A 23,324-nucleotide genomic window follows, 5' to 3' on the forward strand; every position below is an offset into this window, starting at 1 on the left:
GGCCGCTTCGACGGCCGGGGCTCTGTCCAAACGCCGAACGAGAGGCCCTACGCCCAGAGCTGCCCCTGGAGGGTCTCGATGGCCTCCTCGGTGGTGGCCGCGGTGTAGACGCCGGTGGACAGGTACTTCCAGCCGCCGTCGGCGACGACGAACACGATGTCGGCGCTCTCGCCCGCCTTGACCGCCTTCTTCCCGACGCCGATCGCCGCGTGCAGGGCGGCGCCGGTGGAGACTCCGGCGAAGATGCCTTCCTGCTGGAGGAGTTCACGGGTACGGGTGACCGCGTCGGCGGAGCCGACCGAGTAGCGGGTGGTGAGCACGGAGGCGTCGTAGAGCTCGGGGACGAAGCCCTCGTCGAGGTTGCGCAGTCCGTAGACCAGGTCGTCGTAGCGGGGCTCGGCGGCGACGATCCGCACGTCCGGCTTGTGCTCGCGCAGGTAGCGGCCGACGCCCATGAGGGTGCCCGTGGTGCCGAGGCCGGCGACGAAGTGTGTGATCGAGGGCAGGTCGGCGAGGATCTCGGGGCCGGTGGTGGCGTAGTGGGCACCGGCGTTGTCCGGGTTGCCGTACTGGTAGAGCATCACCCAGTCCGGGTGCTCGGCGGCCAGCTCCTTGGCCACGCGCACGGCGGTGTTGGAACCGCCCGCGGCCGGGGAGGGGATGATCTCCGCTCCCCACATGCCGAGCAGGTCCCGGCGCTCCTGCGAGGTGTTCTCGGGCATCACGCACACCATGCGGTAGCCCTTGAGCTTGGCCGCCATGGCCAGCGAGATGCCGGTGTTGCCGGAGGTGGGTTCGAGGATCGTGCAGCCCGGGGTGAGCCGGCCGTCCTTCTCCGCCTGCTCGATCATGTGCAGGGCGGGCCGGTCCTTGACCGAGCCGGTCGGGTTGCGGTCCTCCAGCTTGGCCCAGAGGCGGACCTCGGCCGACGGCGACAGCCGCGGCAGGCACACCAGGGGGGTGTTGCCCACCGCGGCCAGCGGGGAGTCGTAGCGCATCGCTGCTCAGCGGCCGATCAGCGCATCCCGCCGGCCACCGCCGGCAGGATCGTCACGTTGTCGCCGTCGGCGAGCTTGGTGGAGATGCCGTCCAGGAAGCGCACGTCCTCGTCGTTCAGGTAGACGTTGACGAAGCGGCGCAGCTGCGCGCCGTTCGCCTCGTCGACGATGCGTGCCTGGATGCCCGGGTGCCGGGTCTCGAGGTCGGCGAAGAGCTCGGCGAGGGTCTCCCCGTTGCCGTCGACGGCCTTCTGGCCGTCGGTGTACTGGCGGAGGATGGTGGGGATGCGGACCTCGATGGCCATGGTTGCGGGCTCCTGTCGGTAAGGATGTCGTCGGGGTGTGGATCCCCCGGCTCGGACGCGGCCGGGCGCACGATGGGTACCCCCAGGCTTTCGGCACTGGGGAGCGCCGCGGCCCTCACGGCCGTGCGGCGGCGCGGAACGTCAACAGATGGCGCTGTTCAGCCTGCACAGGTCGACGTGCAGCCGCGCCACGAGCAGCATGCCCGGCGTCTTGTCGCTCACGTCGTGGAGAACCATGCGGTCATCGTATCGATTCCCGGTGCGGGACCCGGAGTGCGATCTCGGAACTCGGACACTTCCCATCCACGTCACGAGACGGTCCGCGCTCAGTACGTCTCCACCACCTTGACCTCCTCCTCCGTGACCTCGCCCTCGACGATGCGGAACGAGCGGAACTGGAACTCGCCGAGCCCGTCGGTGTCGGCCGTGGAGACCAGGACGTAGTGCGCGCCGGGCTCGTTGGCGTAGTTGATGTCGGTGCGGGAGGGGTAGGCCTCGGTCGCGGTGTGCGAGTGGTAGACGATCACGGGCTCCTCGTCCCGGTCGTCCATCTCGCGGTAGAGCTTGAGCAGGTCCTGCGAGCCGAACTCGTAGAAGGTGGGCGAGCGGGCCGCGTTCACCATGGGGACGAACCGCTCGGGCCGCCCGGATCCCGCGGGTCCGGCCACCACGCCGCACGCCTCGTCGGGGTGGTCCTTGCGGGCGTGGGCGACGATCTGGTCGTGAAGGGCCTGGGTAAGGGTCAGCATGGCGGCCAGCATAGACAGGCGAAGAAAGGAGCCGCGCGCAGCGCGTCAGGCAGGGTGGTGGCGGGCGACGGGTGGGCCGTTCCGTACCGGAGTCCGGTACGGAACGGCCCACATCGCGGACGTCTTGAGCGGCCGCGGGAGCGGGTTGGGGGCCCGCTCCCGCCGGGACGTCCGGTCGGGGAGAGCCGCGGGGTCAGCCGACCTTCTCGAGCTGCTGCTCGCCGCTGTCGGCGACCTGCGGGTTGCGGTTCTTGAGGATCACCCAGCCGACGGCCAGGGCGGCGGTCCACCCGGCCATCACGTACAGGCAGACACGGGAGTCGGCGTCGTACGCGATCAGGCAGGTGACGAAGAGCAGGAACACGATGGCGACGTAGGAGAGCTTGGCGCCGCCGGGGGCGGGGAAGGAGGAGGCGCGCAGCCGGCCCGCCTCGACTCCGCGGCGGTACAGGACGTGGCTGATCAGGATCATCAGCCAGGTCCAGATGCCGGCGGCGGTGGCGACGGAGGTGACGTAGCCGAAGGCCTTCTCCGGGACGATGTAGTTCAGCACCACACCGATGCCCATGAAGGCGACGGAGACGGTGATGCCGAGCGCCGGGGTCTTGGAGCTGGACAGGCGGCTGAAGAACCGGGGTGCCTCGCCGTTGTCGGCGAGGGTGCGCAGCATGCGGCCGGTGGAGTACATGCCGGAGTTGCAGGAGGACAGGGCCGCGGTGAGCACCACGAAGTTCACGATGCCCGCGCCGGCCGGGATGCCGATGACCGCGAACGCCTTGACGAAGGGGCTGACGCCCGGGGCGAACTCGGTCCACTTCACCACGCACAGGATGACGGTGAGGGCGCCGACGTAGAACAGGGCGATGCGCCAGGGCAGGGTGTTGATCGCCTTGGGGAGGGTCTTCTCCGGGTCCTCGGACTCGCCCGCGGTGACGCCGACCAGTTCGACGGCGAGGTAGGCGAACATCACGCCCTGGAGGGTCATCAGGGAGGAGCCGACACCCTTGGGGAAGAAGCCGTCGAACGCCCAGAGGTTGCTGACGGCGGCGGTGTCGCCGGCGGCGCTGAAGCCGAAGGTGAGGACGCCCAGACCGATCACGATCATGCCGATGAGGGCGGTGACCTTGACCATCGAGAACCAGAACTCGATCTCGCCGAAGAGCTTCACGGAGATCAGGTTGGCCACGAAGAGGACCACCAGGAACACCAGCGCGGTCACCCATTGCGGAATGGCGGGGAACCAGTAGTGGACGTAGATCGCGGCGGCCGTCAGCTCGGCCATTCCGGTCACCACCCACATCAGCCAGTACGTCCAGCCGGTGAAGAAGCCGAAGAACGGGCCGAGGAACTCGCGCGAGTACTCCGCGAAGGAGCCGGATACGGGGCGGTAGAGCAGGAGCTCGCCGAGCGCCCGCATGATGAAGAAGATGATGAGGCCCGCGAGGGCGTACATGACGATGAGGCTGGGTCCGGCCTTGGCGATGTTCGCCCCCGCGCCCAGGAAGAGCCCGACGCCGATGGCGCCGCCGATGGCGATCATCTGGACCTGGCGGCTGCCGAGACCGCGCTCGTACCCCTCTTCGGGGGCCTCCGTGACCTGCTCTGAGGTCATGTGGTGTGCGCCTTTCTCCATGCCGACCCCGGGCCCTCGTTCGGCCCCGGATCGGGTTTCGATCCCCCCGGATTGATGGAGTGCGTTTCCGGGTCTCCCCGGATCCGCCGTGCCTGGCCGGCTGTTGCCGGCTCGGTGGCGCACCCGGCCGGACATGGGTGGTGTCCGCCGGGCGATCGTGAAGATTTATCACGGCCGCAACACTGGTCGACGGGAAGCTGTGTGATGCATCCCACGGGGAGAAGCGGACGAAGCGCGCAGGGCGCACCCATACCCGGCCGTCGCGGTGACACGATCGTTATCCGGATTTGAGCGTCCTCTGAGCGAACGCGAAATCCGGATATGCCGGGGCGGATCACGGCATGTGGTCATGGCGCATGACTACGGCACGCGAGTGCTCGAACACGCGGCGCGAGGACCGGGCCGCGGCGGGGAGGCTAAGCCATGAGCGTGGTGACGAGGGTCTCCTGGAGGCCCCCCAGCCAGAGGTAGGCCATCACCATCGGCTTGCGCGGGTCCTCGTCCGGGAGGAGGTAGAAGTCGTCCGTGTCGTCCTCGTCGGTGATCTCCAGCCGGGTACCGATGGCGAGGCGAAGGTCGTTGAGCGCGCCGAGCCATTGCCGGGACTCGGCCGTCGTCAGTTCGAGGACCGCGAGACCACCTTCGCCGGGGGTGAGCGCGTTGAGCGAGTGGATCACCGCGAGGGCGTTCTCACGCTTGCCGGCCCGCAGGTCGTTCTCGGTGTAGCGGCGGAACTCGGCGGAGTGGGCGCGCTGCTCCGCGGCCTCCTGCGGGTTGCCGTCGGTCTGCTCGGGGTCGCGGTAGGCGTCCGGGAAGAGCCGCTTGAGGACGGGGTCGGACGGCGGTTCGCTCGGGCCCTCGGCGAACAGCTCGGCGAGCGGGTCGGCGGGGACGTCGTCCTCGGCGGGGCCGGGGCCGATGAGCTCCAGGAGCTGCACCGCCAGCGAGCGGATGATGGAGATCTCGACGTCGTCGAGGGCGACGGACGCGCCGCCGCCGGGGAGCGGTTCGAAGGTTCCGGGCATGGAGGCAGTCGCTACTTCCGGTCCTGCTGGAGGGTGGCCCACAGACCATAGCCGTGCATGGCCTGCACGTCCCGTTCCATCTCCTCACGGCTCCCGCTGGAGACGATCGCCCGGCCCTTGTGGTGGACGTCGAGCATGAGCTTGGTGGCCTTGTCCTTGGAGTAGCCGAAGTACGTCTGGAAGACGTACGTCACATAGCTCATGAGGTTGACGGGGTCGTTGTGCACGATCGTCACCCAGGGCACGTCGGGTTCGGGTACGGCGAAGACCTCCTCCGCCGACTCGGTCTTCTCGATCTCCATGGGTGCGGCTGCCGTCACAGGGCCCATGCTGCCATCCCGAGGGGGTACTCGCATAAACGGTGAGCCAAATCGTCAGTCTGACGAAATAGGAGTACGATTCTTCGCCAGACATCATCCGGGGACCGCCCCCGGACCCCCGGCCGGGCGTCGGGGGCACCCGCACGACATGGCTAGGAGAGCTTCGGTGGGCGTTGCTGACCTCGGGCTGCCGGTGGACGTTCCCTCGACGGCTCTGTTCACCGATCACTACGAGCTGACGATGCTCCAGGCCGCGCTGAGGTCGGGGACGGCCGGGCGGCGCAGCGTGTTCGAGGTCTTCACCCGGAGGCTGCCCGACGGGCGCCGCTACGGGGTCGTGGGCGGTACCGGGCGGGTGCTGGACGCGGTGGAGAACTTCCGCTTCGACGCGGACGTCCTCAGGTTCCTGCGCGAGCGCCGGGTGGTGGACGAGCCGACCCTGGAGTGGCTCGCCGGCTACCGGTTCGGCGGGGACATCTGGGGCTACCCCGAGGGCGAGGTGTACTTCCCGGGCTCGCCGATCATGCGGGTGGAGGGCTCGTTCGGCGAGTGCGTGCTGCTGGAGACGGTGATCCTGTCGATCCTCAACCACGACTCGGCGATCGCGGCCGCCGCCTCGCGGATGTCCTCGGCCGCCCAGGGCCGCCCGCTGATAGAGATGGGCGCCCGCCGCACCCATGAGCTGGCCGCGGTCGCCGCCTCGCGGGCCGCCTACCTCGGCGGCTTCAACTCCACCTCCGACCTGGCCGCCGGCTTCCGCTACAACATCCCGACCGTGGGCACCTCCGCGCACGCCTTCACCCTGCTGCACGACAGCGAGCGGGACGCCTTCCAGGCGCAGGTCGACTCGCTCGGCCGGGACACCACGCTGCTGGTGGACACCTACGACGTGGCCGAGGCGGTCCGTGCGGCCGTCGAGATCGCGGGGCCCGAGCTGGGCTCGGTGCGCATCGACTCCGGCGACCTGCTGCTGGTCGCGCACCGGGTGCGGCAGCAGCTCGACGAGCTGGGCGCCCGGGACACGAGGATCATCGTCACCTCCGACCTGGACGAGTACGCCATCGCCTCGCTGGCGGCGGCGCCCGTGGACGCCTACGGCGTCGGCACCCAGCTGGTCACCGGCTCCGGGCACCCGACGGCGTCCATGGTCTACAAGCTGGTCGCGCGCGCCGGGAGCGGGGACGCCGGGGCGCCGCTGGTGCCGGTGGCGAAGAAGTCCACCGGCGGCAAGACCTCCGTCGGCGGCCGCAAGTGGGCGGCGCGCCGGCTGGACGCGTACGGGGTCGCGGAGGCCGAGGTCGTGGGTACCGGTCCGGTGCCGGACGCCCTGGCCGGCCGGCAGCTCCTGGTGGAGCTGGTCAAGGGCGGCGAGGTGGTCGCCCGCGAGCCGCTGGACGCGGCCCGGGAGCGGCACGCGGCCGCCCGTGCCAACCTGCCGCTGTCGGCGACCCAGCTGTCCAGGGGGGAACCCGTCCTTCCGACGGAGTACGTGCACCGGGGGTCGGGTAGCTAAAGCGCGTGCCCCCGCTTCGGTACGCCCCCGAAGGTCCCCTCCCGTCCCAGTGGCGGAGTTCCCGGGCCCCTGGCCTCACGACCGGCCCCGCGCCTGCTCCGCCCACCGATCCGACAGCCGAAGGACACCGCCCATGCGTCGCGCCTTGATCGTCGTCGATGTGCAGAACGACTTCTGCGAGGGGGGCAGCCTCGCGGTGGCCGGGGGCGCCGACGTCGCCGCCGCCGTCACCGAGCTCATCGGGCAGGCTCCCGCGGGCTACCGGCACGTGGTGGCCACCCGGGACCACCACATCGCGCCCGGCGGCCACTTCGCCGACAACCCCGACTTCGTCCGCTCCTGGCCGGCGCACTGTGTCGCGGGCACCGAGGGGGTGGGCTTCCATCCGAACTTCGCCCCCGCCGTCGCCTCGGGCGCCGTCGACGCGGTCTTCGACAAGGGCGCGTACTCGGCGGCCTACAGCGGCTTCGAGGGCACCGACGAGAACGGCGAGCCGCTGGCCGACTGGCTCAGGGCCCGGCAGATCGACGAGGTGGACGTGGTCGGAATCGCCACGGACCACTGTGTCCGCGCCACCGCCCTGGACGCCGTGAAGGAGGGCTTCCGCACCCAGGTCCTCCTCGACCTCACGGCCGGGGTCTCCCGGTCCACCACGGACCGGGCCCTGGAGGACCTGCGCCAGGCGGGGGTGACCCTCACCGGCAAACCGGTGGTCGCCTAGCCGGTACCAAGGCCCCTGAGGGCCCGGCTGTCACGAGGGCTGGTGGTGGGCCGGGGGTCTGCGCAGCAGGGCTCTGATCGGGTGCCACAGCTCCGGGGCGCCGACGGTGTCGCCGGGGGACGTGCGCCATATCAGTCCGTCGGGGTGGTGCAGGACCGCGGTGACCTCGTCCGGGGTCGGCGGGGCCGCGTTGCCCCGCAGGTAGACCGCGCGCAGGCCCAGGTTGCGCAGCCGGGTCAGGGCCCGGGCGCGGTTCTGCGCGTGGACGAGCACGCGCACGCCGCCGGTGCCGTCGACGGCGGGGCTGGGCAGGTTCAGCGCCACCACCACGGTGCCGTTCGGCAGCTTGCAGAAACCTCCTGCGGCCATGCGGTCACTTCCCCGTTCCGGTCGGTGTCAATAAGCGGGTCACAGGACGCACCTAAACACGATCGGCGGCAACCCGCCAGGGGGTTGCCGCCGATACGCGCTTGACCAGCGCTGATGCCGATTACTTCAGCGCGCTGCCGACCTCGAGCTCGATCGTGGAGCCGTCCTTGGCCTCCTTGGTGATCTTGATCTTGGTGTTGGTGTCAGTGATCTTGACACCGCCGGCCGGGTTCGCCGGGTCGTAGTAGGTGTTGGTGCGGTCGTTGAAGACCGACACACCCTTCGACGACTTGATCTTCGTCGCGACGCCCGCCTTGTGCAGCGTGATGCCGTCCGTGCCGTACAGGCTGAACGTCGAGTCGTAGGTCTGGATGCGGTTGCGCATCAGCGTGCCGTCGGACCACCGCAGCGCGTCCGGGTGCGAGTCGACCGGGAGGATCCGGCCGACACCCGGGTGCTTGCTGGTGTTGTTGTCGGCCTGGGAGGTGTCCCACTTCCAGATCAGCAGACCGTTCTGGTACGCGTAGTGCTCCACCCAGTCCGGACGGTCGGCGAAGCCGAAGTTGTACGGGCCGGTCTCCAGCGTGGTGTCGTACGACACGTACTGGCGGTTCTCGGCTATGTAGTACTGCTTGTAGTCCTTGCTGAAGGACGCGCCGATACGGGAGAAGCCGTTCGCCGTCCACGCCGGGTCCGCGGTCTCGGCGTCGTCCGCGAAGACCACCGAGCCGTCGGCGGTCAGCGCGATCCGGTCGGCCGTGAAGCCCTTCAGCGCCACTCCGCCGTCGGTCTGGTAGCGGAAGCGGAGCAGCACCTTCTGGCCCGCGTAGGCGTCCAGGGAGTACGACAGCTTCTTCCAGCCGTCGACCGAGCCGTGCAGGGCCGGGTTGCCGCTGCCGTCGCGCGGGATCGGCTGCCCGTTCACCGTGCCGTCCAGGGCGGTGTAGTTGGCGCCGCCGTCGGTGGAGACCTCGGTGTAGAGGAAGTCGTAGTTGGCCTCGATGTCGTACCAGCCGTCAAGGGTGAGGGCGGCCGACGTCCTGCCGGTGAGGTCCACGGACCGGGTCAGCGTGCTCTTCAGGTTGTTGGCGCTGCCGCTCCACCACTGCATGGCACCCTGGGCCGGAGTGACGATCGTGGTGGTGACCGCCTTGTCGGGCAGGGAGACCACCACGGCCTGCCGGTGCTTGGTGTTGTACTCGGACAGGCCCAGCTTGTGCGCGGAGCTCACGCCGGCCTTGGCGACGTCGTAGTTCAGCCAGCCGAGCTGGAGCTTGTCCCAGGCGTTCATGTCGCCCGGCAGGTCGCCGATGGCTTCCTTGCCGCGGCCGAGCCAGGAACCGGAGGACATCAGCGTCCAGAAGCCGGTGGAGTTCTCGCCGCCGGCCGTGTCGTACTCGTCCGGCAGGCCGAGGTCGTGGCCGTACTCGTGGGCGTAGACGCCGAGGCCGCCGTTCTCCGGCTGGATGGTGTAGTCGCCGACCCAGATGCCGGTGTCGCCGATCTGCGCGCCGCCGAGCTTGTTGTACTCGGGGCCGGTGGCGCCGGCGTCCGTGCCGAAGGCGTACCAGCGGTGGGCCCAGATCGCGTCGGTGCCCTGGGCGCCGCCGCCGGCGGACTCGTCCTCACCGGCGTGCACGATCTGGAAGTGGTCGATGTAGCCGTCGGGCTCGTTGAAGTTGCCGTCGCCGTCGTAGTCGTAGCGGTCCCACTGGTCGTACTGGGCCAGGTCCGCCTTGATCTGGGCGTCGGTCCGGCCGGCCGCCTTCTGCTGGGCGACCCAGGCGTTCACACCGTCGCTGACGATGTTCCACACGCTCGGGCAGTTGGTGGAGCCGCACGCGTTGTTGCCGTAACGGGCCTCGTTCCACGGCACCTTGACCCAGTCGGAGACCGTGCCGTCGACCGAGTAGCGGCCCGAGGACTGGGTCTCGTAGTACTTCTTCACCGACTCGGTGTTCTTGCCGGTGCCGAAGTACAGGTCCTGGAAGTGCTTCTGGTCGTAGTCCTTCTGCCAGGCCGTGGAGTTGTCCTTCTTGCGGTCCGGCGCGGCGATCTCGTTGTGCAGCGGACCGGGGGTGCCGCCGAACTTCGGGTCCGCCTTGTCGCCGAACTCGACCAGGATGGTGAAGATCTTGTCGGTCTTCTCCCGGCCCAGCTCGACGTACTTGGTGTCGCCCTTCTTGCCCTTGAGCTCGACGACCTTGGAGCCCTTGCGGTCCTGCACCTTGGCCTTGCCGGCGATGACCTGGCTCAGGGCCTCCTGGCGCTGGGCCTTCTGCGTCTTGCTCAGCGGGCCGTCCAGGTCGTGCGAGTGCTGCGCCACCGGCTGCGGGTCGTGCCGGTTCACGGAGGCGGAGTCTGCCGTCGTCGCGGCCTCCGCCACGGCGAACGTCGAGAACGTGGCGGTGGCCGCCGCGAGCGCCACACCGATCGCGGTCGTTCTGAACGTCCAGCGTCTACTGGTCACTTGTGGTCCTTCCCTGACGCGTCCGTGCGTGCGGAAGGGGGATCATGGGACATGTGAAGGTCCGCGCACGGTGAAACGCGTGTAGTCAAGTGACGCCATTCGACTAGACGTTCGCAAGAAAAAACAGATCTTGACTTGAACCCGTCAAGTGCATTATGCGAAGCGGGCGATCGTTTCGCGGACTTGGACGAGCCAGGGCCGAACGGCCCCTCCGGGCGCGTGCGCCCGTCCACTGGGTGGACGGCATGACTCCGTGCGCCCCCCGTGCACCGGCACCAGGGGTCAGGTCGCGCTTACCAGCGGTTCCTCTCGGGCACACAGGCGAATAGGGTCGATTGACGGACCGCCAGGAAACCGGTGGAAAGCCAGGTCGACACCCGCGTCACACCTGCATCCCTGTCCGCTCCCTCCCCCGCAGCGAGAGGCACGGGGGGAGGCCCCCACTTCCGAGGACCGATTGCCATGCCTCGTCCGACCGCCGCACAGCTCGCCTACGGTTCCTGCACCGTGATCCTCTCGACGCTCGCCATGCTGCTGCTGTCCCGGACGAGTTCGGGCCCGGGGATCGTGGTCATCGCCCTCGCGGCACTCGCGCTGGGGCTCCTGGTCGCCATGACGGTGCCGATGCCGAAGGCACACGCGACCGAGCCGGCCGGCGCCCGGAAGACCGACGGCCGGCAGGCGCGACCGCAGGCACGGGCCCGGGTGCGGGCGCGGGCACACCGGGAACCCGTCCCGGCCGGAGTCGAGCCGGTACGGGGGCCAACGGCCCCCTGACTTCCCCGGCGCCCGGAGGCGAGGTCAACCGGTGCTGACCACCACCGTCTTGGCCCCCTTGTCGTGCAGACCCTGCTTGTAGGGGCGGTCGAAGAAGCTCCAGCCGCCGCTGATCGCCAGCCACAGGCAGGCGCAGCAGAACCAGAACGGGATCCAGAGCACCGCCGCGCGTGCCAGCGCGGTCGGGACGGACGGGGTGGAGCCGTCGTCGAGGTTGGCCACGCGCATGCCCAGCCACTTCTTGCCCAGGGTCTGCCCGTACCGGGAGATCATGAAGGTGTCGTAGGCCATGTAGAGCACGAGGCCGACCGCCGACTGCGCCACGGACTTGCCGACCTGTACGTTCCCGGAGTTGACCGCGTACTCGTTGACCCGCAGGGCCCAGGTGACCAGGGTGACGACGATGCCGACCAGGACCAGGTCGATGATCCGGGCGAGGGTGCGTTTGCCGCTGTCGGCGAGCGGGGGCATACCGGCGAGCGGGTCACCGCCGTAGGGGCCGCCGCCGTGACCGCCGCCCCGGGGGCCGCCTCCGTAGGGGCCGCCTCTGTAGGGGCCGCCGCCGTAGCCGCCGCCCTGCGGGCCGTAGGGGCCGCCGCCGCCCTGTGGTGCACCGCCGTACGGCCCACCGCCGGGAGGCGGCTGCTCGCCGGGGGGCGGGGGTTGCTCGCCGGGATTTCCCTCACCCTGACCGCCGCCCCACGCGCCGTCGCCGTGGGGTGGTCGCCGTCCTCCGGGGGAAGGGGGCCGCTGTCCGGAGCCGGGGGGCGGTTCGGTGCTCATGCGCCGAGTGGATCGCGGCCCCGGCGGCCTCGCATCCGGTGCGCGGCCGTACGGATGAGCAGGGACCGCACGGGACCGGCGCGCGAGGTCGGAGTCGCCCCCGCCGGGCCCGCCGGCTCTCAGCCCGCCACGAACGTGTGCGCCGCCTTGTCGTGCCAGCACTGGCGCCACGGGCGGTCGAACAGGCACCACGCCATGCCCACGAGACCGATGCCGAGCAGCCCCGGGACGCCCCAGACCAGCCAGCGGCGCAGGGCCGGGCCGAACGACGGGGGCTCGTGGCCCTCGATGTCCCGCACCTCCAGTCCGCACAGCTTCTTGCCCAGGGTGCGGCCCCACTTGGCGGTGGGCAGCACCTCGTAGACGACGCCGACGAGCAGCAGGACGGCGAGGACGACGGCGAGGTACGTCCCCGTGGTGCCGTCCAGGAGCCAGACCGTCACCGTGCGGCCGGACAGCTTGGCCTCGTCGATCTTGCCGTTGACGTGGTCGATCGCCTTGGTGCCCAGCGGTACGGCGGCCACGGCGGTGACGCCCCCGAGGACGACGGAGTCGACGAGCCGGGCGGCCAGCCTCTTGCCGAGCCCGGCGGGCCGGGCCGCCGCCTGCCGTCGCGCCGCGGCCTGGAACGGGTCCTCGACCGGCGGCTTCCAGGGCGCGCCGGGCTGCTGCTCGCCCGAGCCGGCGAGCCGGTGCACCTGCTGCGCCCAGGACGACTGCCCTCCACCGGAACCACTGGACATCGGCGACACACCGGGATCCGCCGCACCGGGCGGGCCCGACGCGGCCCCCGCTGACGCGACCGAGGCAGCAGCGGAGGTGCCCCCCGGCCCCTGCGCGGCGGCTCCACCCGGCCGGGACCCAACCTGCCCCGATCCCTGACCAGAGGCAGCACCCGGCCAGGAACCGGCCTCACCCGCCCCCTGCACGGCGGCACCACCCGGCCGGGACCCAACCTGCCTCGATCCCTGACCAGAGGCAGCACCCGGCGGGGACCCGACCTGACCCGGCCCCTGACCCGAGGCAGCACCCGGCCAGGAACCGGCCTCACCCACTCCCTGCGCGGCGGCACCACGCGGCGGGGGGCCAGCCTGGCCCGGCGCCTGGGCCGAGGCAGCACCCGGCTGCGATCCGGCCTGCTCCGGCACCTGACCAGCGGCGGCGCCCGGCCAGGGGCCGGCCTGGCCCGCCCCCTGCGCGGAAGCGGCACCCGGCCGCGAGCCGGCCTGGGCCGCCTCCTGTGCGGCGGCAGTACCCGGCGGGAGTTCGAACCGGCCCGGCGTCCGGGCCGAGGCAGTGCCCGGCCGGGGACCGGCCTGGCCCGGTGCCTGCGCGGCTGCCGCCCGCGCGGCGGCGGCCTTCCCGGCCCCGAAACCGGGGCCGCCGGCAGCGGGAGCACCTGCGGGCCCGGCGCCACCGGACGGGACCCCGGACGCGGGTGCGCCCTGACCGGGGACGCCCGGCGCGCCTGCCGCCGGGTTCCTGGGAGGCACCGTCCGGAAGGTCACCGTGCCCTCGTCGACGGGCGCGCCCGGCCCCGGAACACCGGGAGCGGCGTCACCCGGGGCCCCCGCGGCGTCTCCCGTCGCAGGCCGTCGGAAGACGAACGTGCCGTCGGGGTGGCCGGTGGCGGGGTGGGCCGTGGGGTCCGTCGTGTGGGCGAGCCTCGGGTCGGCCGGGGCCGGGGCGCCCCAGGAGACGCGGTGGTCCTGCTCGCCGAATCCGGACTGCCGGTTGCGGTCGGCGCCCCACGCCGACGCCGCTTCGGGCCCGCCTCCCCGCGGTGCCGCGACGGGGTCCTCGTCGAAGAAGTGCGGCCCCGTCTCCTCGACCGCCAAGGCCGCCGCGGAGCCCGCGCCGGGCGGCGGGCCGAGCGGCTCGCCGTCGGCCGGCGCCGGGCGGCTGGTGCCCGGCACCCAGGCGGCGCCGTTCCAGTACCGGACGTAGCCAGGGATGGACGGGTCCGGGTAGTAGCCTTCGCGGGGCCTGTCGTCACCGGGTGCCGGGGTTGGGGCGCTCATGTCCGTCGTCCCGTATCTGCTCGGGGGCCGTCTTGGGGGCCTCCACATCTATCAGACCGAGGCAGGCGACACGTCCGGTCCGGCCGGACCCACTCCTTTCCGGGCAACCTCGTACACCTGCTTCACGATCACGCGACATTCGGATCGAAAAAGTTCGGGCGACTCGCGTAATGCCCGGCGTCCGGCGCCCTCTCCCTTCACACGGGCCCGCCGAGAGGCCCGTGCGGAGAGAGGAGAGGGCCCATGCGGCACACCGTGGCCGAGCGCGAACTGGAACTGAGAATGATCCTGTCGCCCGAGTACGACGTCCCCGTCCCGGCGCGGCTCGCCTACCGCACCGACGACCCCTACGCCGTGCACGTCGCCTTCCACATCGACTCCGAGCACCCCGTGCACTGGACGTTCGCGCGTGACCTGCTCGTGGAGGGGGTGTTCCGGCCGTGCGGGGACGGCGACGTGCGGGTGTGGCCGTCGAAGGCGCTGGGCCGCAGCGTGGTCCTGCTGGCGCTGAGCGCGCCCGACGGCGAGGCCCTGCTGGAGGCGCCCGCCGCGCAGGTGGCGGCCTGGCTGGAGCGCACGCTGCGCCTGATGCCGCCGGGCAGCGAGGGCGAGCAGCTCGGCATCGACGACGAGCTGGCCGGCCTGCTCGCCCAGTGAACGCGCGGGCGTCAGAACAGCTTGCCGGGGTTGAGGATGCCCAGCGGGTCGAAGGCGTGTTTGATCGCCCGCTGCATCTCGACCCCGACCGGCCCGATCTCGCGCGCCAGCCACTCCTTCTTCAGCACGCCCACGCCGTGTTCACCGGTGATGGTGCCGCCGAGTTCGAGGCCGAGGGCCATGATCTCGTCGAAGGACTCGCGGGCGCGCCGCGACTCGTCGGGGTCCCGCGCGTCGAAGCAGACGGTCGGGTGTGTGTTGCCGTCGCCCGCGTGCGCGCAGACACCGATGGTGAGCTGGTACTTCTCGGCGATCCGTTCGATGCCTTCGAGCATCTCGCCGAGCCGGGAGCGGGGCACGCACACGTCGTCGATCATCGTCGTGCCCTTGACGGCCTCCAGCGCGGTGAGCGACAGCCGCCGCGCCTGCAGCAGCATCTCGGACTCGGTGGCGTCGTCGGCGGGGACGACCTGGGTGGCGCCGGCCACCTCGCACAGCTCGGCGACCGCGGCGAGATCGGCGGCCGGGTCCGGGGTGTCGAAGGCGGCGAGCAGCAGCGCCTCGGTGGTCTCCGGCAGGCCCATGTGGGCGAGGTCGTTGACGGCCTTCACCGTCGTACGGTCCATGAGCTCCAGCAGGGAGGGCACATGCCCTCCCGTCATGATCCGGCACACGGCGTCGCAGGCGGCGGCCGCGGAGGCGAACTCGGCGGCCAGCACGAGCTGCTGCGGCGGCTGCGGCTTGAGCGCCAGGACGGCCCGTACGACGATGCCGAGCGAGCCCTCGGAGCCGACGAACAAACGGGTCAGGTCGTATCCGGCGACGCCCTTGGCGGTGCGGCGGCCGGTGGACATCAGCCGCCCGTCGGCCAGCACGACGTCCAGGCCGAGCACGTACTCGGCGGTGACCCCGTACTTCACGCAGCACAGACCGCCGGAGGCGGTGCCGATGTTGCCGCCGATGGTGCACATCTCCCAGCTGGAGGGGTCCGGCGGGTAGTACAGGCCGTGCTCGTTCACCGCGCGGGAGAGCGCCGCGTTGACGACGCCCGGCTCGACGACCGCGATCCGGTCGACCGGACTGATCTCCAGCACGCGGTCCATTTTTGTCAGGGACAGCACGATGCAGCCCTCGGAGGCGTTGGCCGCGCCGGACAGGCCGGTGCGGGCGCCCTGCGGCACGACCGGGACCCGCAGTTCGGTGGCGGTGCGCATGATGTGCTGGACCTGCTCCACCGTGCGCGGCAGAACGACGACGGCCGGGACGCCGGACGGGCAGAAGCTCGCCATGTCGTTGGCGTAGGAGGCCGTGACATCGGGATCGATGAGGACAGCCTCGGCCGGAAGGCCCGCGAGGAGCCGATCGGCGAGGAGGTTGCCCTGTGCTTCGTCAGGTGCGGCTTCAATGCGGCTCACGATCACAGCCTCGCACCCGCGGCCATCGGTGTGAACCCCGTCGGCCCCGCCCCTCGGCCTGCCGGGTGAGGGCCGCCGTCCTGACGCACAGTGTGCGCCATGGAGAACCCTCTGCCGAGCCCGGACACGTCCGTGACCAGCGAGCCGCGGCGGTGCCTGTCCCGCCGGGTGCGCCGGGTGCTCCTCACCCTGCTCGTGGCGGCCGGCGCGCTCGGCACGGTGTGGCTGATGCTGCCGGCGCATCGGGACGGGACGAGGGCGCCCGGGCCGCCCCGGCCGACGGTGCCGGCCCCCGGGGTGGCGCCGGCCGCGGTGGGTGCCGGGGTGCCGGCCTCGCTGCCCGGTCCGACGGCGCTGATCACCGGGCGGGACCAGCACCCGCGGGCGCGCCCGTCGGGCGCCGGGGCGTGGGCCGTGCTCGGGGCCGCCCACGTCGAGCGGGGCCGGCACGCGGCGGGTGTCGCCCCGGCACGGTGAGCACCGCGAAGCGGCCCGCCCGCCGCGCGGGTGTCGCGGCGGGCGGGCGGACAGGGTGCCGGGAGCGCGGCGGGCGTGCTCGCGGCGGCGGGCTCAGAGGTTGCCGCGGCGCTCCTGCTCGCGCTCGATCGCCTCGAACAGGGCCTTGAAGTTGCCCTTGCCGAAGCCCATGGAGCCGTGCCGTTCGATGAGCTCGAAGAAGACGGTCGGGCGGTCCTGGACCGGCTTGGTGAAGATCTGCAGCAGGTAGCCGTCCTCGTCGCGGTCGGCGAGGATCTTCAGCTCGCGCAGGGTCTCCACGGGCACGCGGGTGTCGCCGACCCACTGGCCGAGGGTGTCGTAGTAGGAGTCGGGGGTGTCCAGGAACTCGACACCGGCGGCGCGCATCGCGCGTACGGTCTGCACGATGTCGTTGGTGTTGAGCGCGATGTGCTGGACGCCGGCGCCGCCGTAGAACTCCAGGTACTCGTCGATCTGGGACTTCTTCTTGGCGACGGCGGGCTCGTTGATCGGGAACTTGACCTTGAGCGTGCCGTCGGCCACGACCTTCGACATCAGCGCGCTGTACTCGGTCGCGATGTCGTCGCCCACGAACTCCTTCATGTTCGTGAAGCCCATGACCTTGTTGTAGAACTCGACCCACTCGTTCATCCGGCCGAGTTCGACGTTGCCGACGCAGTGGTCCACGGCCTGGAAGAAGCGCTGGGCGGGCGGCTCGACGATGGGGGCGGCGGCCGCGTAGCCGGGCAGGTACGGGCCCTCGTAGCCGGACCGCTCGACCAGGGTGTGGCGGGTCTGCCCGTAGGTGGCGATCGCGGCGAGGACGACGGTGCCGTGCTCGTCCTTCATCTCGTACGGCTCGGTCACCGAGCGGGCGCCGTGCTCGATGGCGTACGAGTACGCGGCCCGCGCGTCCGGGACCTCGATGGCGAGGTCGACGACGCCGTCGCCGTGCTCGGCCACGTGCCGGGCGAGGAAGGTGCCCCACTCGGTGGCGGGCTTGACCACCGAGGTGAACACGAACCGGGCGGAGCCGCTCTCAAGTACGTAGCTCGCGGTCTCGCGGCTGCCGTTCTCCGGTCCGGAGTAGGCGACCAGCTTCATGCCGAAGGCGGTGGAGTAGTAGTGCGCCGCCTGCTTGGCGTTGCCCACGGCGAAGACGACCGCGTCCATTCCCTTGACCGGGAAGGGGTCGGCCTGCCGGGCGGTCGTGTCGGGAGTGAGGTCTGTGGTCTGCGTCATAGCGGAAGGGTCACCCGGTCTCGCAAGGTGCGCAATAGTTCTCGCTTCCGCTGGGCAATGTGCTCAGCGGAGGCGGGCAAGCTTCGGGCTTTCTGTACAGGATGACCATCAGGGAGGCGGAACGTGGCGATCGATCATCTGGACGGCCGCATCATCGTGCTGCTGGCGCGTGAGCCGCGCATCGGCGTGCTGGAGATGTCGCGGCGGCTGGGGGTGGCACGGGGGACGGTCCAGGCGCGTCTCGACCGCCTCCAGGCGCGGGGGGTGATCCGCGGTTTCGGCCCGGAGGTGGACCCGGCGGCGCTCGGCTATCCGGTGACGGCGTTCGCGACGCTGGAGATCCGCCAGGGGCAGGGGGCGGACGTACGGGCGCATCTGGCGGCCGTGCCGGAGGTGCTGGAACTGCACACCACCACCGGCTCGGGGGACATGCTGTGCCGGCTGGTGGCCCGTTCGAACGCCGACCTCCAGCGGGTGATCGACCGGGTGGTGGACTTCGAGGGCATCGACCGGGCGTCGACGGCGATCGTGATGGAGAACCCGGTGCCGCTGCGGATCATCCCGCTGGTGGAGCAGGCCGCGTCGGAGGAGTGAGATCCGGTTACAAAGAACCCGTTGCAAAACTCTCTTTGCAACGCTACCTTTGCATGCATGGACGAGCCCCCGGACCATCAGATCCGTACTCTTGACGCCCGCTCACTGCGCGGTCTGGCGCACCCGCTGCGCATGCGGCTGCTGACCACGCTGCGACGCGGCGGGCCGGCCACCGCCTCCCAACTCGCCGCGAAGCTCGGCGAGTCCAGCGGAGCCACCAGCTACCACCTGCGCCAGCTCGCCGCGCACGGCTTCGTCGAGGACGCGCCCGAGCACGGCAAGGGCCGCGAGCGCTGGTGGCGGGCGGCCCACGGAGGGGTCAGCTTCGACGAGACGCTGCTGAAGGACCCCGACCCCGAAGTCCGCGGCGCCGCGGACCTGTTCCTGCACGAGCTCGCCAACACGCGCACACGAGAACTGTCGACCTGGCTCGGCACCAGGCACGACTGGTCCGAGGCCTGGACCCGCGCCTCGGACATGAGCGACTGGACCCTGCGCCTGACGCCCGAACTCGCCCTCGGCCTCATCGAGAAGATGCACGAACTCCTGGAGAGCTACCGGGCCCTGGCCCCCGAGGACGGCACCCCGGACACCGAGATGGTGCGCGTCCACACGCACGTCTTCCCCACCCGCACGGACTGAGAGGCCATCCCATGCATCCCGAGATCCACCTCGCACTGCACCGCACCCGTGCCGCCGAACTGCAGGCCGAGGCGCACCGCCCGGTCGCCCCGGCCGACGCACCCGGCGCCCTGCGCACCCGGCTGGGCTGGACCCTCGTGGAACTCGGCCTGCGCCTGGCCGCCGGGTCGAGGCCGGCCGCCGCCCTTTAGGGACGATGAAGGGGTCCTAGCAGCTCGGGACCTTGTCCAGGCCCTTCTCCATGACGACCAGGGCGTCGACCGCACTCCTGAGGGTGGTCACCGGGACCAGGCGCAGCCCCTTCGGCAGCTCCGCCCTGGCATCGGCGCACTCGGCCCTCGGGACCAGGAAGACGGTGGCGCCGTCCCGGTGGGCGGCCTGGGTCTTGAGGGCCACGCCGCCGACCGCGCCGACCGTGCCGTCGGCGTTGATGGTGCCCGTACCGGCGATGGTGCGGCCGCCGGTGAGGTCACCGCCGTTGCCGTCGCCGTGCAGCTTGTCGATGATGCCGAGGGAGAACAGCAGGCCCGCGCTGGGGCCGCCGACGTCGGCGAGCTTCAGCGTGACCCTGACCTTCTTGTCGCTGATGCCGAGGTACCTCAGGGCGGCCCGGGTGGCCGCGTCCTGGGACTGCCTCATCTGCTGCGCGTTGTGCTGCTCGATCTCCTTGACGCTGTTGCCGCTCGGGTAGACCGCGTCACGCGGCATGACCGCCCGGTCGGTGGCGAACCAGCCGTCGATCACGTCCCCCAGCGAGACGTGCGCGTCCGGGCCGGTGGCCTCGATGGTCGTCATCCGGAGCTGCCCGCTGGTCGTGCGGGTGGGAGCTCCGGAGATGGTGATGACCTGGGTGCCCTTGTTCTCCCCCAGCACGTTCGCCGTCATCCCGGGCTGCGCCACCGAGAACGGCAGCGGCGCGAGCACCGCCGTGGCGATCAGGGCCGCGACGGGCAGCGCACAGACGGCGAGGGCCTGGGAGCGTGTGAGACGAGAGAGCACGGGATCAATCTATCCCCCGCAGGAAATCCGGCCAGCGGGCGACGGCTCCCCCACGACCGCTCCCCCGCGCCCCCTTCGACGACCGCTCCGACGACCGCTCCGCCGCGACCGCGAGGAGCCGTGCCGCACAGGCCCGGGGGCGGCGGTCAGCGCAGGGCCTCCGCCACCTCGCGGGCCGCGTGGACGACCCGGGGTCCGACCCGTTCCGGTACGGCGTCCGCCAGCATGACGACCCCGACGCTGCCCTCCAGGCCGGTCACGCCCAGCAGGGGTGCCGCCGCCCCGCAGGCACCGGCCTCCAGCTCGCCGTGGGTCAGGATGTAGCCGGGTTCCGCGGCCGGCCGGCGGCGCGCCTCGAGGATCGCCTTGCCCGCGGCGCCCCGCTCCAGGGTGTGCCGGAAACCGGCCCGGTAGGCCACGTGGTACTCGGTCCACGTCGGTTCGACCACGGCGACGGCCAGCGCCTCCGAGCCGTCCACCAGCGTCAGATGAGCGGTCGCCCCGATGTCCTCGGCCAGCGACCGCAGCGCCGGCAGCGCCGCCTCCCGTACCAGCGGATGCACCTGGCGGCCCAGCCGCAGCACTCCCAGCCCGACCCGGGCCCGGCCGCCCAGATCGCGGCGGACGAGCATGTGCTGCTCCAGGGTGGCGAGCAGCCGGTACACCACGGTCCGGTTGACGCCCAGTCTGTTCGACAGCTCGGTGACGGTCAGCCCGTGGTCCGTCTCGGCCAGCAGTTTGAGGACCCTCAGTCCCCGGTCGAGCGTCTGGGAGGTCTCCGCGGTCACGACGCCCACTCCTTAGTGGTGAGGTCGGCGGCCCTCTCCGCGTCACGCGTGTCACCGGGTCCCGTCGGTGACGCGCAGCGGAGGCCCCCGATCGGCCGACGGTCCGGGCCGCCCGGACTGAAGTCGCTTCACGGCTGCGCTCCGTGGCGGCCCTGCCACGGTGCGTCGGCGTAGCCGGACATTAGCGAAGTCGTTCGCTGAGCGGAAGCCTTCGTCCAGAATCCGGTCACCGCCCTGTGGGAAGTGCGGAGTTCGTCCCAATACGTACTCCGGCGGTGCCGGGGGGCCACGCGTCAGGAAGGCCCGGCCGCACCCCGGGTCACTTCATCCGTGTCGCCCACTCCTGCACCTTGGCGATGCGCTGGCGCAGCTGCCCCGGCGTCGCCTCGGCGCTGGGCGGACCACCGCACACCCGGCGCAGCTCGGTGTGGACGACCCCGTGCGGCTTGCCGCTCTGGTGGACGTACGCGCCGACCATCGTGTTGAGCTGCCGGCGGAGCTCCATCAGCTCCTTGTGGGTCACCACCGGGCGCCGGTCGGCGGGCAGTTCGAGCAGGTCGGCCTCGGTGTCGGGCCGCTTGCGGCTGTGCGCGATCTGCCGGGCCTGCCGCTTCTGGAGCAGCATCTGCACCTGCTCGGGTTCGAGCAGGCCCGGGATGCCGAGGTAGTCCTGCTCCTCCTCGCTGCCCGGGTGGGCCTGCATGCCGAACTCGGCGCCGTCGTAGAGGACCCGGTCGAAGACGGCGTCGGACTCCAGCGCCTCGAAGGGCAGCATGTCCTGCTCGCCGGTGTCCTCGTCCTGCTCCCGGTTCGCCTCGTCCATCTCCTTCTCGGACTCGGCGTACGGGTCCTCCTCGCCGTCCTTCTTCGGCTTGTCGAGGGCGTGGTCGCGCTCGACCTCCATCTCGTTGGCGAAGGTCAGCAGGTCCGGGACGGTCGGCAGGAAGACGGAGGCGGTCTCGCCGCGTCTGCGGGACCGTACGAAGCGGCCGACGGCCTGGGCGAAGAAGAGCGGGGTGGAGATGGTGGTGGCGTACACGCCGACCGCGAGCCGGGGTACGTCGACGCCCTCGGAGACCATGCGGACGGCGACCATCCAGCGGTCCTCGCTGCCGCTGAAGTCGTCGATCCGCTGGGAGGCGCCGGCGTCGTCGGACAGGACGAGCGTCGCGCTGCTGCCCGTGATCTCGCGGATCAGCTTGGCGTAGGCGCGGGCGGATTCCTGGTCGGAGGCGATGACCAGGGCGCCGGCGTCCGGGATGGCCTTGCGGACCTCGGTCAGCCGCTGGTCGGCTGCGCGCAGCACGGCCGGCATCCACTCGCCGCGCGCGTCGAGCGCGGTGCGCCAGGCCTGGCTGACGGCGTCCTTGGTCATCGGCTCGCCCAGCCTGGCCTCGATCTCGTCGCCCGCCTTCGTGCGCCAGCGCATGTTGCCGCTGTAGGAGAGGAAGATGACGGGCCGGACGACGCCGTCGGAGAGGGCGGAGCCGTAGCCGTAGGTGTAGTCGGCGGAGGAACGCCGGATGCCGGCCGAGTCCTCCTCGTACGTGACGAACGGGATGGGGTTGGTGTCCGAGCGGAACGGCGTACCGGTGAGGGCGAGCCGGCGGGTCGCGGGTTCGAAGGCCTCCAGGCACGCCTCGCCCCACGACTTGGAGTCGCCGGCGTGGTGGATCTCGTCGAGGATGACGAGGGTCTTGCGCTGCTCGACGCGGTTGCGGTGCAGCATGGGGCGTACGCCGACGCCCGCGTACGTCACGGCGACGCCGTGGTACGACTTGCCGAGCGGGCCCGCGCTGTACTCCGGGTCGAGCTTGATGCCTATCCGCGCGGCGGCCTCGGCCCACTGCTTCTTCAGGTGCTCGGTCGGCGCGACCACGGTCACCTGCTGGACGACGTGGTGGTGCAGCAGCCAGGAGGCCAGCGTCAGCGCGAAGGTCGTCTTTCCCGCGCCGGGGGTGGCCACCGCCAGGAAGTCGCGGGGCTGGTTCTGGACGTACTTCTCGAGCGCCCCCTGCTGCCAGGCACGCAGCTTCCCCGCGGTACCCCAGGGGGCGCGCCCCGGGAAGGCGGGCGAGAGGTGGTGGGAAGAGGAGGCGGCGGCGGTGATGGTCACGGTCTCCGGTTCGCTGTGCTCGGGTACTCGGCTACGTATGACGACCGAGCCACCCTACCGGCGGCCCGGCGGTGCCAACGCGCCAACGGCACGGCGTCACCCGGAGATGGGACTGAGGTCACACATCCTGTTCCGCGAGCTCCCGCAGCGCCTCACCGATCACCTTGGCCTCTTCGAGAGCGCCCGTCGCCACGTCGATGACCAGACGCTCGGCGGCGTCGACGTCCGGGCGCAGCTGCACGTTGTTCAGGGCCAGGAAGACGACGCAGGACGTCCAGGCCGTGCGCTTGTTCCCATCCACGAAGGGGTGGTTGATGGCCAGCGACTGCAGGAGTGCCGCCGCCTTGTCGTACAGGTCGGTGTACGCCTCCTGCCCGAACATCGAAGCCGACGGCCGGTGCACCGCCGATTCCAGCAGACCCGCGTCACGCACGACGACTTTCTGATCGTCCACGGCAAGTTCGGCGATGGCCAGGACGTCCTCGGCCGACAGATAGACGCACGTCACTTCAGGCGCTCCAGGAGTTCTGCCCACTTGACGGTCTGCTCCTTGGCGGCCTTGCGGACCAGGGCCTCGTGCGCCGTCCTGGCCAGGTAGTCGTCCACAGCCCTCAGCAGTATCGCGTGCATACTGACGCCCTCCTCCTCGGCCCGCAGCTTCAGTGCTTCCGTCTGGTCGTCGCGGAGACGCAGGTTCATAGCCATACCAG

At 71.2% G+C, this 23,324-nt stretch carries 26 protein-coding genes and 1 pseudogene; 8 read left to right on the plus strand and 19 right to left on the minus strand.

Annotation, left to right across the window (positions count from 1 at the left end; translation table 11 throughout):
- Positions 1–47: 47 nt before the first annotated feature.
- The 7 genes from ACIOWN_RS12435 to clpS all read right to left on the minus strand — a co-directional run bounded on the left by ACIOWN_RS12435 (position 48) and on the right by clpS (position 5,039).
- A complete protein-coding gene (locus ACIOWN_RS12435) occupies positions 48–998 on the minus strand; it encodes a cysteine synthase (protein WP_326802645.1) in 951 nt (316 codons plus the stop codon).
- Between the two features lie 17 nt (positions 999–1,015).
- Positions 1,016–1,303: a MoaD/ThiS family protein gene (locus tag ACIOWN_RS12440; protein WP_362348141.1), complete on the minus strand. Its 288-nt coding sequence runs from the start codon at positions 1,301–1,303 to the stop codon at positions 1,016–1,018.
- 141 nt (positions 1,304–1,444) lie between these two features.
- Complete coding sequence (locus ACIOWN_RS12445) at positions 1,445–1,540, minus strand: putative leader peptide (protein ID WP_322741148.1); 96 nt, start codon at positions 1,538–1,540, stop codon at positions 1,445–1,447.
- A gap of 89 nt (positions 1,541–1,629) precedes the next feature.
- Positions 1,630–2,052, minus strand: coding sequence for a Mov34/MPN/PAD-1 family protein (locus ACIOWN_RS12450; RefSeq protein WP_401982001.1), 423 nt, complete (start codon positions 2,050–2,052; stop codon positions 1,630–1,632).
- A 193-nt stretch (positions 2,053–2,245) separates the two neighbouring features.
- Complete coding sequence (locus ACIOWN_RS12455) at positions 2,246–3,664, minus strand: amino acid permease (RefSeq protein ID WP_401982004.1); 1,419 nt, start codon at positions 3,662–3,664, stop codon at positions 2,246–2,248.
- Positions 3,665–4,101: 437 nt separating this feature from the next.
- Positions 4,102–4,710, minus strand: coding sequence for a DUF2017 domain-containing protein (locus ACIOWN_RS12460; RefSeq protein WP_401982006.1), 609 nt, complete (start codon positions 4,708–4,710; stop codon positions 4,102–4,104).
- Between the two features lie 11 nt (positions 4,711–4,721).
- Complete coding sequence (gene clpS / locus ACIOWN_RS12465; protein ID WP_362348148.1) at positions 4,722–5,039, minus strand: ATP-dependent Clp protease adapter ClpS; 318 nt, start codon at positions 5,037–5,039, stop codon at positions 4,722–4,724.
- Positions 5,040–5,196: 157 nt separating this feature from the next.
- Here clpS and ACIOWN_RS12470 point away from each other — a divergent pair, with 157 nt between their 5' ends.
- Positions 5,197–6,543, plus strand: a complete 1,347-nt coding sequence (locus tag ACIOWN_RS12470) for a nicotinate phosphoribosyltransferase (RefSeq protein WP_401982010.1) — start codon at positions 5,197–5,199, stop codon at positions 6,541–6,543.
- Positions 6,544–6,676: 133 nt separating this feature from the next.
- A complete protein-coding gene (locus ACIOWN_RS12475; RefSeq protein ID WP_326802649.1) occupies positions 6,677–7,264 on the plus strand; it encodes an isochorismatase family protein in 588 nt (195 codons plus the stop codon).
- 30 nt (positions 7,265–7,294) lie between these two features.
- Here the strand turns inward: ACIOWN_RS12475 and ACIOWN_RS12480 are convergent, their stop codons facing one another.
- Complete coding sequence (locus tag ACIOWN_RS12480) at positions 7,295–7,633, minus strand: hypothetical protein (protein ID WP_100569300.1); 339 nt, start codon at positions 7,631–7,633, stop codon at positions 7,295–7,297.
- A 121-nt stretch (positions 7,634–7,754) separates the two neighbouring features.
- Complete coding sequence (locus tag ACIOWN_RS12485) at positions 7,755–10,103, minus strand: immune inhibitor A domain-containing protein (protein WP_362348152.1); 2,349 nt, start codon at positions 10,101–10,103, stop codon at positions 7,755–7,757.
- 462 nt (positions 10,104–10,565) lie between these two features.
- Here ACIOWN_RS12485 and ACIOWN_RS12490 point away from each other — a divergent pair, with 462 nt between their 5' ends.
- Complete coding sequence (locus ACIOWN_RS12490; RefSeq protein ID WP_362348153.1) at positions 10,566–10,880, plus strand: hypothetical protein; 315 nt, start codon at positions 10,566–10,568, stop codon at positions 10,878–10,880.
- A 24-nt stretch (positions 10,881–10,904) separates the two neighbouring features.
- Here ACIOWN_RS12490 and ACIOWN_RS12495 read toward each other — a convergent pair whose 3' ends face one another.
- The 3 genes and pseudogenes from ACIOWN_RS12495 to ACIOWN_RS12505 all read right to left on the minus strand — a co-directional run.
- The gene (locus ACIOWN_RS12495) at positions 10,905–11,663 is read right to left on the minus strand and encodes an RDD family protein (RefSeq protein ID WP_362348155.1); all 759 of its coding nucleotides are present in this window, start codon (positions 11,661–11,663) and stop codon (positions 10,905–10,907) included.
- Positions 11,664–11,782: 119 nt separating this feature from the next.
- Positions 11,783–12,406 carry an RDD family protein gene (locus tag ACIOWN_RS12500; RefSeq protein ID WP_362348244.1) on the minus strand — a complete coding sequence of 208 codons (624 nt, stop codon included), beginning with the start codon at positions 12,404–12,406 and terminating at the stop codon, positions 11,783–11,785.
- A gap of 1,182 nt (positions 12,407–13,588) precedes the next feature.
- Positions 13,589–13,732 (minus strand): annotated as a pseudogene (locus ACIOWN_RS12505) (DUF2510 domain-containing protein); the annotation flags it as partial.
- 195 nt (positions 13,733–13,927) lie between these two features.
- Here ACIOWN_RS12505 and ACIOWN_RS12510 point away from each other — a divergent pair.
- Complete coding sequence (locus ACIOWN_RS12510) at positions 13,928–14,341, plus strand: SsgA family sporulation/cell division regulator (RefSeq protein ID WP_362348157.1); 414 nt, start codon at positions 13,928–13,930, stop codon at positions 14,339–14,341.
- Positions 14,342–14,352: 11 nt separating this feature from the next.
- Here the strand turns inward: ACIOWN_RS12510 and ACIOWN_RS12515 are convergent, their stop codons facing one another.
- A complete protein-coding gene (locus ACIOWN_RS12515; protein WP_362348159.1) occupies positions 14,353–15,762 on the minus strand; it encodes an FAD-linked oxidase C-terminal domain-containing protein in 1,410 nt (469 codons plus the stop codon).
- A gap of 93 nt (positions 15,763–15,855) precedes the next feature.
- Here ACIOWN_RS12515 and ACIOWN_RS12520 point away from each other — a divergent pair, with 93 nt between their 5' ends.
- A complete protein-coding gene (locus ACIOWN_RS12520) occupies positions 15,856–16,233 on the plus strand; it encodes a hypothetical protein (protein WP_401982016.1) in 378 nt (125 codons plus the stop codon).
- A gap of 93 nt (positions 16,234–16,326) precedes the next feature.
- On the opposite strand, the gene hppD is transcribed toward ACIOWN_RS12520, so the two are convergent.
- Positions 16,327–17,475, minus strand: coding sequence for a 4-hydroxyphenylpyruvate dioxygenase (hppD, locus tag ACIOWN_RS12525; RefSeq protein ID WP_362348162.1), 1,149 nt, complete (start codon positions 17,473–17,475; stop codon positions 16,327–16,329).
- A 123-nt stretch (positions 17,476–17,598) separates the two neighbouring features.
- On the opposite strand from hppD, the gene ACIOWN_RS12530 reads away from it, so the two are divergent.
- From ACIOWN_RS12530 to ACIOWN_RS12540, 3 genes are read left to right on the plus strand one after another with little or no spacing between them, the layout of a single operon-like run.
- Positions 17,599–18,069 (plus strand): Lrp/AsnC family transcriptional regulator, encoded by a 471-nt coding sequence (locus tag ACIOWN_RS12530; protein ID WP_362348163.1) that lies wholly within the window; start codon positions 17,599–17,601, stop codon positions 18,067–18,069.
- A 57-nt stretch (positions 18,070–18,126) separates the two neighbouring features.
- Positions 18,127–18,711: a helix-turn-helix domain-containing protein gene (locus ACIOWN_RS12535; protein ID WP_362348165.1), complete on the plus strand. Its 585-nt coding sequence runs from the start codon at positions 18,127–18,129 to the stop codon at positions 18,709–18,711.
- A gap of 11 nt (positions 18,712–18,722) precedes the next feature.
- Positions 18,723–18,902: a hypothetical protein gene (locus ACIOWN_RS12540; protein ID WP_362348167.1), complete on the plus strand. Its 180-nt coding sequence runs from the start codon at positions 18,723–18,725 to the stop codon at positions 18,900–18,902.
- Between the two features lie 16 nt (positions 18,903–18,918).
- Here ACIOWN_RS12540 and ACIOWN_RS12545 read toward each other — a convergent pair whose 3' ends face one another.
- The 5 genes from ACIOWN_RS12545 to ACIOWN_RS12565 form a co-directional block, all read right to left on the minus strand.
- The gene (locus ACIOWN_RS12545; RefSeq protein WP_362348169.1) at positions 18,919–19,710 is read right to left on the minus strand and encodes a S16 family serine protease; all 792 of its coding nucleotides are present in this window, start codon (positions 19,708–19,710) and stop codon (positions 18,919–18,921) included.
- A gap of 146 nt (positions 19,711–19,856) precedes the next feature.
- On the minus strand, positions 19,857–20,498 hold the full coding sequence (locus tag ACIOWN_RS12550) for a helix-turn-helix domain-containing protein (protein ID WP_362348171.1): 642 nt from the start codon (positions 20,496–20,498) through the stop codon (positions 19,857–19,859).
- A gap of 319 nt (positions 20,499–20,817) precedes the next feature.
- Positions 20,818–22,614, minus strand: coding sequence for a DEAD/DEAH box helicase (locus tag ACIOWN_RS12555; protein WP_362348173.1), 1,797 nt, complete (start codon positions 22,612–22,614; stop codon positions 20,818–20,820).
- Between the two features lie 118 nt (positions 22,615–22,732).
- Entirely contained in the window at positions 22,733–23,122 is a 390-nt protein-coding gene (locus ACIOWN_RS12560; RefSeq protein WP_362348175.1) for a type II toxin-antitoxin system death-on-curing family toxin, read from the minus strand.
- Complete coding sequence (locus ACIOWN_RS12565) at positions 23,119–23,319, minus strand: ribbon-helix-helix protein, CopG family (RefSeq protein WP_196462387.1); 201 nt, start codon at positions 23,317–23,319, stop codon at positions 23,119–23,121. The genes ACIOWN_RS12560 and ACIOWN_RS12565 overlap by 4 nt, the downstream gene beginning before the upstream one ends.
- Between the last annotated feature and the right edge of the window lie 5 nt (positions 23,320–23,324).

The sequence above is a fragment of the Streptomyces sp. NPDC087787 genome, assembly GCF_044743035.1.
Classification (GTDB): Bacteria; Actinomycetota; Actinomycetes; order Streptomycetales; family Streptomycetaceae; genus Streptomyces.

Bases quoted from the DNA above. Each gene is read 5' to 3' on its own strand.
- ACIOWN_RS12435 (WP_326802645.1), bottom strand. From the start codon at position 998: ATGCGCTACGACTCCCCGCTGGCCGCGGTGGGCAACACCCCCCTGGTG.
- ACIOWN_RS12440 (WP_362348141.1), bottom strand. From the start codon at position 1,303: ATGGCCATCGAGGTCCGCATCCCCACCATCCTCCGCCAGTACACCGAC.
- ACIOWN_RS12445 (WP_322741148.1), bottom strand. From the start codon at position 1,540: ATGGTTCTCCACGACGTGAGCGACAAGACGCCGGGCATGCTGCTCGTG.
- ACIOWN_RS12450 (WP_401982001.1), bottom strand. From the start codon at position 2,052: ATGCTGACCCTTACCCAGGCCCTTCACGACCAGATCGTCGCCCACGCC.
- ACIOWN_RS12455 (WP_401982004.1), bottom strand. From the start codon at position 3,664: ATGACCTCAGAGCAGGTCACGGAGGCCCCCGAAGAGGGGTACGAGCGC.
- ACIOWN_RS12460 (WP_401982006.1), bottom strand. From the start codon at position 4,710: ATGCCCGGAACCTTCGAACCGCTCCCCGGCGGCGGCGCGTCCGTCGCC.
- clpS (WP_362348148.1), bottom strand. From the start codon at position 5,039: ATGGGCCCTGTGACGGCAGCCGCACCCATGGAGATCGAGAAGACCGAG.
- ACIOWN_RS12475 (WP_326802649.1), top strand. From the start codon at position 6,677: ATGCGTCGCGCCTTGATCGTCGTCGATGTGCAGAACGACTTCTGCGAG.
- ACIOWN_RS12480 (WP_100569300.1), bottom strand. From the start codon at position 7,633: ATGGCCGCAGGAGGTTTCTGCAAGCTGCCGAACGGCACCGTGGTGGTG.
- ACIOWN_RS12490 (WP_362348153.1), top strand. From the start codon at position 10,566: ATGCCTCGTCCGACCGCCGCACAGCTCGCCTACGGTTCCTGCACCGTG.
- ACIOWN_RS12495 (WP_362348155.1), bottom strand. From the start codon at position 11,663: ATGAGCACCGAACCGCCCCCCGGCTCCGGACAGCGGCCCCCTTCCCCC.
- ACIOWN_RS12500 (WP_362348244.1), bottom strand. From the start codon at position 12,406: ATGTCCAGTGGTTCCGGTGGAGGGCAGTCGTCCTGGGCGCAGCAGGTG.
- ACIOWN_RS12510 (WP_362348157.1), top strand. From the start codon at position 13,928: ATGCGGCACACCGTGGCCGAGCGCGAACTGGAACTGAGAATGATCCTG.
- ACIOWN_RS12520 (WP_401982016.1), top strand. From the start codon at position 15,856: ATGGAGAACCCTCTGCCGAGCCCGGACACGTCCGTGACCAGCGAGCCG.
- hppD (WP_362348162.1), bottom strand. From the start codon at position 17,475: ATGACGCAGACCACAGACCTCACTCCCGACACGACCGCCCGGCAGGCC.
- ACIOWN_RS12535 (WP_362348165.1), top strand. From the start codon at position 18,127: ATGGACGAGCCCCCGGACCATCAGATCCGTACTCTTGACGCCCGCTCA.
- ACIOWN_RS12540 (WP_362348167.1), top strand. From the start codon at position 18,723: ATGCATCCCGAGATCCACCTCGCACTGCACCGCACCCGTGCCGCCGAA.
- ACIOWN_RS12565 (WP_196462387.1), bottom strand. From the start codon at position 23,319: ATGGCTATGAACCTGCGTCTCCGCGACGACCAGACGGAAGCACTGAAG.